Annotated in this window: 11 protein-coding genes; 4 read left to right on the top strand and 7 right to left on the bottom strand. The window is 57.3% G+C overall.

Annotation, left to right across the window (positions count from 1 at the left end; all coding sequences use genetic code 11):
* Nucleotides 1–59 precede the first annotated feature (59 nt).
* A complete protein-coding gene (locus tag WB402_RS05225) occupies nucleotides 60–2,033 on the top strand; it encodes a dynamin family protein (RefSeq protein ID WP_424205861.1) in 1,974 nt (657 codons plus the stop codon).
* A gap of 108 nt (nucleotides 2,034–2,141) precedes the next feature.
* On the opposite strand, the gene WB402_RS05230 is transcribed toward WB402_RS05225, so the two are convergent.
* The 3 genes from WB402_RS05230 to WB402_RS05240 all read right to left on the bottom strand — a co-directional run bounded on the left by WB402_RS05230 (nucleotide 2,142) and on the right by WB402_RS05240 (nucleotide 4,630).
* Nucleotides 2,142–3,206, bottom strand: coding sequence for a hypothetical protein (locus WB402_RS05230; RefSeq protein WP_424205862.1), 1,065 nt, complete (start codon nucleotides 3,204–3,206; stop codon nucleotides 2,142–2,144).
* Between the two features lie 306 nt (nucleotides 3,207–3,512).
* A complete protein-coding gene (locus WB402_RS05235; RefSeq protein WP_424205863.1) occupies nucleotides 3,513–4,256 on the bottom strand; it encodes a tetratricopeptide repeat protein in 744 nt (247 codons plus the stop codon).
* Between the two features lie 122 nt (nucleotides 4,257–4,378).
* Complete coding sequence (locus WB402_RS05240) at nucleotides 4,379–4,630, bottom strand: hypothetical protein (protein WP_424205864.1); 252 nt, start codon at nucleotides 4,628–4,630, stop codon at nucleotides 4,379–4,381.
* On the opposite strand from WB402_RS05240, the gene WB402_RS05245 reads away from it, so the two are divergent.
* Nucleotides 4,623–6,098 carry an MFS transporter gene (locus tag WB402_RS05245; protein ID WP_424205865.1) on the top strand — a complete coding sequence of 492 codons (1,476 nt, stop codon included), beginning with the start codon at nucleotides 4,623–4,625 and terminating at the stop codon, nucleotides 6,096–6,098. The two genes, WB402_RS05240 and WB402_RS05245, sit on opposite strands and share 8 nt — an antisense overlap.
* A gap of 31 nt (nucleotides 6,099–6,129) precedes the next feature.
* On the opposite strand, the gene grxC is transcribed toward WB402_RS05245, so the two are convergent.
* The gene (gene grxC / locus WB402_RS05250) at nucleotides 6,130–6,399 is read right to left on the bottom strand and encodes a glutaredoxin 3 (protein WP_424205867.1); all 270 of its coding nucleotides are present in this window, start codon (nucleotides 6,397–6,399) and stop codon (nucleotides 6,130–6,132) included.
* A 316-nt stretch (nucleotides 6,400–6,715) separates the two neighbouring features.
* Nucleotides 6,716–7,489 carry an exodeoxyribonuclease III gene (locus WB402_RS05255; RefSeq protein WP_424205868.1) on the bottom strand — a complete coding sequence of 258 codons (774 nt, stop codon included), beginning with the start codon at nucleotides 7,487–7,489 and terminating at the stop codon, nucleotides 6,716–6,718.
* 56 nt (nucleotides 7,490–7,545) lie between these two features.
* On the opposite strand from WB402_RS05255, the gene pyrE reads away from it, so the two are divergent.
* Nucleotides 7,546–8,178, top strand: a complete 633-nt coding sequence (gene pyrE, locus WB402_RS05260) for an orotate phosphoribosyltransferase (protein WP_424205869.1) — start codon at nucleotides 7,546–7,548, stop codon at nucleotides 8,176–8,178.
* 15 nt (nucleotides 8,179–8,193) lie between these two features.
* Here pyrE and WB402_RS05265 read toward each other — a convergent pair whose 3' ends face one another.
* Both WB402_RS05265 and WB402_RS05270 read right to left on the bottom strand, forming a co-directional pair.
* Nucleotides 8,194–8,661, bottom strand: coding sequence for a bactofilin family protein (locus WB402_RS05265; protein WP_424205870.1), 468 nt, complete (start codon nucleotides 8,659–8,661; stop codon nucleotides 8,194–8,196).
* A 64-nt stretch (nucleotides 8,662–8,725) separates the two neighbouring features.
* Nucleotides 8,726–9,478 carry a sulfite exporter TauE/SafE family protein gene (locus tag WB402_RS05270; RefSeq protein ID WP_424205871.1) on the bottom strand — a complete coding sequence of 251 codons (753 nt, stop codon included), beginning with the start codon at nucleotides 9,476–9,478 and terminating at the stop codon, nucleotides 8,726–8,728.
* Between the two features lie 339 nt (nucleotides 9,479–9,817).
* Between WB402_RS05270 and WB402_RS05275 the strand changes: the two genes are divergently transcribed.
* On the top strand, nucleotides 9,818–10,462 hold a 645-nt coding region (locus WB402_RS05275), incomplete at its 3' end, for a hypothetical protein (RefSeq protein WP_424205872.1).

Below are 10,462 nucleotides of genomic sequence, written 5' to 3' on the forward strand. Positions count from 1 at the left end.
ATATAGTTCTTATTTAAGTTTATATTCTAACCACCTGTATTAAAGGGGGATTCAATATAATGATAAGCGCGCAAAAGCTAGCAGAACGGCCCCGGCTGGCCATCAATGAATTCAGCCGGAGATTGGGGGATTACAAACGCTGGCGCGACGAATTAATCGAGATCATCAACGAATACCAAACGTGGGTGGAAAGCCACGGACTCGCGAGCGGCGAGGAGGATTTGCAGCTTTACGAGCTCATCGATGCACTCCGCTCCGACAAGCTCACCATCGCGCTGGTGGCTGAATTCTCCCGCGGCAAAACCGAACTCATCAACGCCATTTTCTTCGCCGATCAACGGCAACGACTGCTCCCCTCGGAAGCCGGCCGCACCACCATGTGTCCGACGGAATTGCGTTACGACGAAAGTGAACCGCCGTGCCTCAAGCTTCTGCCGATTGAGACGCGCAAAACCGCCACCACAATTTCAGAATACCGCCGCACACCCGCCGCCTGGACCGTGATGCCGCTGGATCTCGATTCGCCAAAGAAAATTGCCGAGACCTTTCAGCAGATCGTCAAAACCAAGCCGGTCGACGTGGATCAAGCCGAAGAGCTTGGTCTCTATTTTCACGATGCGGAGCATATGTCGCAGCTGCTCAACAACGATGGCACGGTGGAGATTCCGGTCTGGCGGCACGCCATCATCAATTATCCGCACCCGCTGCTGAAACGGGGACTGGTGGTGCTCGACACACCAGGACTCAATGCACTCGGCACCGAGCCGGAACTGACGCTGAGCATGTTGCCGGGCGCACAGGCTGTGCTGTTTGTGCTCGCGGCCGATGCCGGCGTTACCAAAACCGATCTGGAAGTCTGGAAGAATCACGTCTGTCCCGCCAGAGGAAACAGGGCCGAAGGTCGCCTGGTGGCGCTTAATAAGATCGACACGTTGTGGGATGAGCTGAGCAATGATGCCGCCATCGCTGCAGCGATCGCGCGCCAATCGCAAGACGCTGCACGGGCACTCGGCATCGGCAAGAATCAGGTAATTGCTGTCTCCGCTCAGAAAGGCTTGCTCGGCAAAATCAAGTCGGATTATGCGCTGATCGAGCGTAGTGGATTGCCGTTGTTGGAAACAAAATTATCGGACGATATCATCCCGGCACGTCAGGAACTGTTGCGCGAACGCGTGATCCACGACATCGGCTCCATGGTCGAAACCACCAGCGCGATGATCGAGGCAAGGCTTAGCGCCGTAGCGGAACAGATCGAGGAGTTACAGGCGCTTGGTGGCGAAAACCGCGACGCCATTCATGACCTGGTCACGCGGTTGCGCGATGAAAAACAGGCCTATGACCAGACGCTCGTGAGCTTTCAGAACATGCGCGCGGTGCTTTCCGATCAGGTCAAGATTCTGCTCGATTATCTGAGCGTCGAGGCCTTTGATGACCTGGCGGAAAAAACCCGTCAGGGGATGGCGGAGTCGTGGACCACCCCGGGATTACGCGAAGGAATGAAGATCCTCTTCGACGGGGCCCTCGATTCAATGGAAAGGGCCAACAAGCAGACCCAACAGATAAGGGTCCTGGTTCAGGCCGTCTACAGCAAGTTTCACAGCGAACATGGGTTGGCCAAGATCAAACCGGTCAACTTTTCATTGCTGCCCTACCGCAGTCGGCTGCAAAAGCTGTATGAGGAGGCCGAGAGGTTTCGCAACAGCCCGATGATGATCATCACGGAACAGCACTTTGTGGTACAGAAATTTTTCGTCACCTTGGTCGGCCAGGCGCGCGAGCTATTCAGCGAATGCAACACCGCTGCCCGTGCCTGGAGCAAGGCGATCATGGCGCCAATCCTGTCGCAGGTACGCGAGCACAAAATCCTCATGGATCAGCGGCTCGAAAATCTGAAACGGGTCCACGAGAATTTCGACAACCTCAGCGGCCGCATCGCCGAGCTGGAATCGAATCACCAGAATCTTGAAAACCAGCAGCTGGTCATCCGCAACATGCTGCGCAAGATCAACCAACCGCTGCCAGTTGACCCCTAAACTCCCACCGTTCCACGACTCTCGGGCCTGATGGTGTTCCTGCGTTGACACAAAAAAAGGCCGGAAGGGTTTCCCCTTCCGGCCCGGTGCATCCGATGAAACGGATTATTACTTTGCGGCCTCCGGAGCCGCAGACGCGGTGGCCGTCAGGGTCTGATCGATCGACGAGAAGATGATACTCGGGATCAGGGTGTTCTTGGCGAACGCCATGTAACCGGAATCCCAGAAGTACAGCTGCATGCGCCACATCTCGCCGTACTGCACCACCTTGGTCTCTTTGCCGTCATTGATGACAAGCACTTCCATCGGCATGGCCGGTGTATGGTCCACGCCCGGATAGGGCGCGTCCTTGGTCTTGCCATCACTGCGGAAGTCGGAGTTGATGCGGATACATTTGTTCTCGGTGTACTCGTTGGTAATGCCGAAGTAAACCGCGTTGGCGCCCACTGGAATCTTGCTCACCAGAGTCCAGCCGGAAGAGTCATCCGCGCCCTTGTCCTTGCTTGCAGCCAGCGATTTCTCCACGCGGGCTACCACGGCGTTAAAGTTCTCGGCCTTGTCCTTGAATACATCATTCTGGCTTTCCTTCCAGTTACGGAACTTAGCCATCATCTTGGCCGGACCGTCACCGTTGAACTTGTTCAACGTACTCTCGGTGCGAATCGGTTCAAGCTGCACAGAAACCTGCTTACCCGGAACCTTGGCGACGACGTCCTTGATTTCCTGCGCAGCCGCTTTCGCCGCGGTCAACAGATTGGCGTAGTTCTTGGAGCCGGCGTAGAAGACCATCGCGTGAGCAGTCGGATTGCCCATGTTGATCTGGACCTTCTTGCCTTCGCCAAACTCGTACACGCCGATGCGCAGCACCTGCGCCGAGATGGTGTCCGGCGACTCACCCTTGGCCGCTTCCATGTAAGCAGGCGACGTCAGAATGTAGACCCGGGCCCGCTGTGCCTTGTCGGTGAGGGCCAGGTCGCGCTTGGCTTGCAGGCTTAGCTTGGATTCGGGCAAGGCCTTTTCCAGCGCCGCCGTCGTGTCATCGAATGATCCCGACGCCTCCAGAATGCGCTCAAAAATCCCGTATTCTTCCGCCGCAAAGGCGTTGCCGATCCCCAATACGAACGCAAAAATCAGGGCAATAAGCTGGCTAAGCTTTGTAGATTTAGACTTCATTTGGACTCTCCTCCTCAAATGCCTCTTAGTTGAAACTGCTTTTACAGGTTTCTTATCCGTTATGGACTTAAACCCCTGCCGAGCATTGTGCTGATTCTCGCGCTAGTCTGCAACTGCTTGTCAAAATATTTGATTTTCTTATTGATTATATTGGACTTTTTAAGAGTTTCTCGTAAAAAATACATGCATTAATTTATCCCTGAAGGACGGCGCTTGACCCCTCATCGGCAAAGCCGGTGATGGGTCAAAATCGTTCAGGTCTAAATAATTAACCGGAAGTGGTTGCCAGGAAGGCAGCCGCAGGATTTACGGGTTGAGATTCAGAACCTTAAGGACAGTGATGGCCTGGTTGAAACCCTGATCGGCGGACATGTGCCATAACCGCACGGCCTCGTCCTGATTCTCGTCCACGCCTTCGCCCTTCATGTACATGAGACCAAGATTGAACTGCGCCGCTGCATATCCCTGTTTGGCGGCCATGGCCCACCACTTCACGGCCTCGGCAGGGTCCGGCATCACACCAGTTCCCTCGGCATAATACAGGCCCAGATTGAATTGGGCTTCCGAATGCCCCTGCAGGGCGGCCATGCGCCACCATTGTAAGGCGGCATTGAAATCGCGCGTGACACCGGTTCCAGTGGCATAGAGTACACCCAGATTGTACTGGGCAATGGCATGTCCCTGTTCGGCCGCCTTGCGATACCAGCGCACCGCCTCGATCATGTCCTTGGCAACGCCCCCGTCACCGCGGTTGTACAGAACCGCCAAGGTAAACTGCGCCTCGGTATCGCCCTGCTCGGCAAGCGATTTCCATACCTTCACCGCCTCGGAGCGATGACCGCTGTTATATTGCACCAGCGCAACCTGATTCGAAGCAATGGGATGTTCAATCTGGTGGGTTTCCGTGCGAATTTGAATTGCCGGAAAGGGCGATTCCGATAGTGCCGCTGACAACGACGCACTGCACAGCACCGATACCAGTCCCAACACGGCTCTTGCCGCCCTCACGCGGGCAAAGCACGCGTTTCTTTCCTTTGTAACGCCGGACATGACCCTCTCCCCGAATTTAAAAATACGTTTGTCTTTAGGCCGAAAATGCAAGAGCTATGCCACCCGGTATAAAGCTTTAAAATCAAAGGGTTGATCGGCCGGCCGCGGCGCTGTTTTCCCTGTTAAATGGTCGAAATCAGGCGCCGGTTGACGATTCTTGGAGGATCGGTTGTCTTGCGGATCAGATTTTCCGGCCGAGGTGCCCGCGGCAGGAAAATCACCGCCCTGCCATCCATCCCGCCGGCGCGCTCACCCTCAGGCGAACCGGAAATCAAGAAGGCAGGTGGCGGTGCTAAGATAAAATAGTTTTCACGTCCGCCGAAAACGGCGACGCGACATTCAAACCGAAAACAATTCGAGACACCCGTGCCCAAACAAAAACTGCTCAGATCAAAAATGTTCTGGGTGGGCATTCTTTATTTTGCGCAGGGCTTCCCCTTCGGACTTTTCTACGATGTTTTTCCGGTCCACTTCCGCCAGCTCGGTGTCGACCTGCGCGAGATTGGTTTTCTCTCGCTGCTTGGGCTGGCCTGGACCATCAAATTTCTCTGGGCGCCGGCAGTGGATCATTACCGCTATCACCGCCGCTGGATGCTGGCGGTGGATCTCGCCATGGGCGTGGTGTTGCTGTTCCTGTCGATGCAGGCGGGTTTCGGTCCGCCGGTGTGGATCGCCATCGGCGTGTTCACCCTGCTCTCTGCCACCAATGACGTCGCGATCGACGGCTACACCATCGAGTTCCTGAATAAAAATGAACTGGGGCTGGCGAACGGCATCCGCATCGGGATGGGTCGCGTCGGCATCCTTGCCGCGGGCGTGATCCTCATACTCAGTGATTATCTCGGTTGGCCCGGCGCCTACACCGCGGCCGCCGGGATCCTGGCCGTGCTCGGCATCGTCTGCCTTTATGCGCCCAAAGAGCTGTCCTTCGGGGTGCGCAAACCGATGACGCTCGGAAGCGAATTTGCCGGTATCCTGCGCCGGCCGCACGCGTTTGCGTTGGTACTCTTGTTCCTGCTCGGAACCCTGTGGCTGATCAACAATGCCACGCACTCGTCAGGCAAGGTGGAAGGCTTCTGGTGGTATGCCTTCGGTATCGCCGGCGCGCTGCTGGCATTGAGTTTCGTGCGGCGGGGTCCGACGAAATCGGCAAAAAACAATGACACGAAACTGACTGAAGGTCCGATGTTCGGCGCGCTGATGGAAATGCTTCAGCGTCCTTATATCATTCCGGTCATCGTGTTCGTGCTGATCTTCAAGCTCGGTGACAGCTCCATGGGTTTCATGGTCAAGCCATTCTGGGTGGATGCCGGCTTCACCGCAACCCAGATCGGGCTGGTGTCGGTCAATCTCGGGCTGATCCTGTCGATCACCGGTGGCATCGTCGGCGGCTGGTTCACTGACCGCGTGGGCATATTCAAAGCGCTGTGGATACTCGGATTGTTTCAGGCGCTGTCCAACATCGGTTACGTGTGGGCCGCCTCCACCCTGCCGCTTGCGAGCAGCGGCGCACCGATGCTGCCGGACTACAAGATCATTCTCTACGGCGCGAGCGCGTTCGAATCCTTCACCGGCGGGCTCGGCACCGCCGCGTTTCTCGCGTTCCTGATGGCGATCGTGAACAAGCAGCATTCGGCGACCGAGTACGCGATCCTGTCCTCGGTGTTCGCGCTGTCACGCCAGCTTGCCGGTTATGCTTCCGGCTTCGGCGCGCACTATATGGGCTACGCGCACTATTTCCTGCTGACGTTTTTTCTGTCATTCCCGGCCTATGTGTTTCTGCCGTGGGTGAAGAAAATGCTGGACTACGCGGAACAGCAGAAAGGCTGGGGGCAGGGATAAAAGCCTGGGGGAAATTAATTAAAGCTGGATATCAATTATTACTGTCAGCTTCGATCAACTCGTCCAGTCCGCCTTCCATGTGCAGTTCGGTCAGTTCGGTGAAACCGCCGATGCACTTGCCGTCGATCACGATCTGCGGCACCGTGCGTGCACCGTTGGTGACCTGCGCGAACTCGCGCAGCTTGCTCTTGTCGATGTCCACACGCACCTCGTCGAACGGGATGTTCCACTTCTGCAGCAGTTGCTTGGCCTTGGTGCAATAAGGACAAATACCGGTGCTGTAAACCGTCACTCGCGCCATATTATTTTTTCAGCTCTCCGGTGATCATAGGTTGTCATTATCCCGGAGTGGAGGGAAAAATCGAGGATGATTGCGGCGTAATTGTCGAATCGCCTTCGGCGATGATGAAAAAGCTAATTGCGGTTCCCCGCACCGCGGGCGGGTTTCCTTCTTTTCTCGTGCAAAGAAAGGTAACCCAGGGTGCAGGGGCGGAGCCACCCGCAATAAGCTGTTGAGATCGCGCGCAAGGCGCGCGATACCCTTTAAAGCCTGGATGCCCGCCTCCGCGGGCATGACAAAAAGACAGCTTTCGCGGAGATGACAACAACATCTTCGACTAAAGCTTGTAATCGTAATCAATAGTCAGCGGCGCGTGATCGGAGAACCGCTTGTCCTTATATATGCGCTCCTTCTCCGCCTTTTTCGCGATGCCCGGCGTCGCGATCTGGTAGTCGATACGCCAGCCCACGTTCTTCTCGTACGCCCGTCCGCGATTCGACCACCAAGTATATTGATCGGGCTTGTCGTTGAGAGTGCGGAACACGTCCACCCAGCCGAGTTCGTCGAACACCTGCGTGAGCCAGTCGCGCTCCTCCGGCAGGAAGCCGGAATTCTTCTGGTTCGATTTCCAATTTTTTAAATCGATTTCCTTGTGCGCGATGTTCCAGTCGCCGCAAAGAATATATTCACGCCCATCGCCACGCAGCTTCTTCAGCACGGGGAAGAAGTGTTCCATGAATCGAAACTTGGAGTCCTGGCGGTGCGGACCAGCGGAGCCCGACGGCAGGTAAAGGGAAACGACGCTGAGCTTTCCGAAGTCGGCCTGCAAATAGCGTCCTTCGTCGTCGTGTTCTTTGGAACCAAAACCAACGCGCAGACTATCCGGCTCGCGGCGGCTGTAGAGCGCCACACCGGCGTAGCCCTTCTTTTCAGCGCAGTTGAAAAACCCGTGAAAACCTTTGGGCGTGAGCATCTGGTCGGTCAGATCGGCCTGCTGCGCCTTGACCTCCTGCAGGCACACGACCTCCGCGTTTTGGCGCGCCAGCCACTCGAACAGGCCTTTCTTGGCCGCGGAGCGGATGCCGTTGATATTGAGCGTTATGACGCGCATGGGTTTTTATCATAACCGACTTTCCACGCCGTGACTCGCCGATTAGAATCGCGGCCATGAAAGACTACCAGCGCGAGTTCCTCGATTTCGCCATCGAGTGCCAGGCACTGCGATTCGGCGAATTCACCCTCAAATCCGGGCGGGTCAGTCCGTATTTCTTCAACAGCGGATTGTTCAATACCGGCCACAAACTGGCGCGGTTGGGGCAGTTCTACGCCCGCGCCATCGCCGACAGCGGTCTCGCCTTCGACATGGTTTACGGCCCCGCCTACAAGGGCGTGCCGCTGGCCTGCGCCACGGCCATGGCGATCGGCGATCGCGACGTGCCGTACGCCTTCAACCGCAAGGAATTGAAGAAATACGGCGAGGGCGGCATCATTATCGGCCACCCACTGCAGGGGAAAGTGCTGATCGTGGACGACGTCATCTCCGCCGGCACCTCGATCCGGGAATCGGTGCAGATCATCAGGACCGCCGGCGCCACGCCGGTCGGGGTGGCCATCGCCCTCAATCGCCAGGAACGCGGCGAAGGCACGACATCCGCGGTACAGGAAGTGGAAACGACGCTGGGGCTGCGCGTGATCAGTATCGTCGCGCTCGAGACGCTGCTGGATTATTTGGATGGGAAAGACGGCGGGCGCCGTTATCTCGATGCCATCAACGCCTACCGCCGCGCCTACGGGACCTGAACCAGTTCGGCCCGGCTATTTTTCAGTTTCGTTCCGGTCTTTTTCCAGCGATTCGCGCCGCTCATGGTAGCGCGTGATCTGCGTCTGCTTGGCCATGCGGATGGAGCCGTCATGTACCGCACCACGCGCGATGGCCACCACCGGGCTCGTGATCTTGCCGCGCACGAAAGCCGTGCGTGACAGTTCCAGCTTGGTCGTCGCGTGAATGTCGCCTTCCACGTGGCCCGCGATCACGATCGACGAGGCACGGATGTTTCCTTTCCAGCGGCCGCCTTCGCCCAGCACCAGCGTGCCTTCGATCTCGCACTCGCCATGCACCGTACCGTAGACGATATGGTTGTCCTTGCCCTGAATCGTGCCCATGTACACGGACTGCGGCCCGAGCATCCCGGTAAAGTCACCGACGTGGTCGAGGGTGCGGCGGCGCTGTTTTTTGCCGAATTTCCTCAGTATCTCTTCAATCTTCAAACCTGGATTTCCCATTCTGGTTTCTTGCCTCGCTGCAACCGGCCTTTCCCAATAGTAGCAGGCGCCGCAACCGGTGGGGTCAAACGACAAGTTTGAGTCCCACCAGCACCGTGACGATTTCAAAGGCGCGCTTGATCCAGAAATTGCCCTTGACGATGGACCAGTGTGCACCGAGATAGCCGCCGACAAGCGATCCCAGCAACAGCGCCGGCAGCCACGACCAGCGAATCTCGCCAAGGAGGCCAAGCGTGATCGCGCCGGCACCGTTCCAAAACAGACCCACCAGCACCAGCGTGTAAGCCACCGCGCGGCGATAGTCGAGACCGAACCAGCGCACCAGCCACAGGGTGCAGAACAGCCCGGTACCGGAGGTGAGCGATCCGTTGAGCACGCCGACCACGAACAATCCCGCACCGCCCAAGGCGTATCCGCGCCGCGTGCGGTGAACCGGCACATGCTCCAGACCCAGTTTCTTGTGGAGGAAGGAATAGACGCCGATCCCGATCGTCAGAATGCCGAGTGCGACGCGCGCGATCGCGTCCGGCACATCGAGAATGTAGGCGGCCCCCAGCACCACGCCGGGAAGTCCCGTGGCCAGGATAAAAAGCGAAAATTTCCACTCGAGCGATTTCTCACGCAGATGCCGCAGCGTCGCTCCCACGCCGAGCGCGACGCTCGCGATCTTGTGGGTGGCGAGCGCCACCCCGAAGGGGAGGCCAAGGAAGATCAGTGCCGGAAACTGCAGCAATCCCGCACCGCCGCCGGCGAACGCGGAGAACACGTTTGCCACCAGCGACACCAGCAACAGAACAAGCTGCTCGGTCCAGTTCACCGGCGTGCCGGATGGCAGAGGTCGTTCCGGGGGGTCATGACCGCGGATTATGGCACAGATCGCCGGGCCGCCATGGCCGGGCGCCGTCTTTCGGCGACCCCCTGCCGCACAGCGGGCGCGGTTGACATAGTTACAAGCCAACGCCTATCTTGAATTAATTACTTCTGCATCAGTCACCGGTATCGGCTCCGGCAGCGGATGCGGGACCAATAATTAATATTCATTAGGTAATATGTTATTTAGGTGGCTGGAAAACCTTGCCCATGGCCAGACAGTGGATTGAGTCAGTGCCTTTTTTTACACGGCTCATGCCGCCCCGATAACCAAGGAGTCATCCTGATGTCACGGAACAAACTTGTCTTTGCCTTGATCCTCGCTCTCGGCCTATGTCTGCCCGTGATGGGCCTGCACGCCGCATCGGGTCCAACGACCATCAAGAAATGCAAGGATGCCACCGGCCAGTGGCACTATGGCGATAGTGCCGCCGAAGAATGCGCCAAGTCGAAGGTCACGGTGATGTCGGAAGAAGGCACGACCAAAAAGGTGATTGCCGCGCCGCCGACCGAACAGGAACTCAAGGAACACGAAGCGCGCCAGGAAACCGAAGCGGCGGAAAAGCAGAGAGCGGCGGATCAGGCTAAAAAAGATGCGCTGCTCCTGTCCACCTACGGTGGGGAGGACGACATCATTTATATCCGCGACCGCAAGATTGCGCAGATCGAATCCTCGGTCAAGGCGAGCGAGGAAACGCTGAAAAACCTGCGTGCGGCACTCGCTCGCATGGAGGCGCAGGCCGCGGACGAAAGCAAGGGAAACAAGGCGGCGGATCAAACCACCGTGAAAAACATCGAGCAAACCAAGAAACAGATCGCGCGGCATGAGAGCGTGGTCGCAGAGAAGCACAAGGAACAGGAAGCCTTGCGCAAACAATACGCCGACGAAATGGAACGCTACCGCGAAATCAAGAAAAGCCAGGCCGCCAAG

The organism is Sulfuricaulis sp., from assembly GCF_049587675.1.
GTDB lineage: Bacteria > Pseudomonadota > Gammaproteobacteria > Acidiferrobacterales > Sulfurifustaceae > Sulfuricaulis.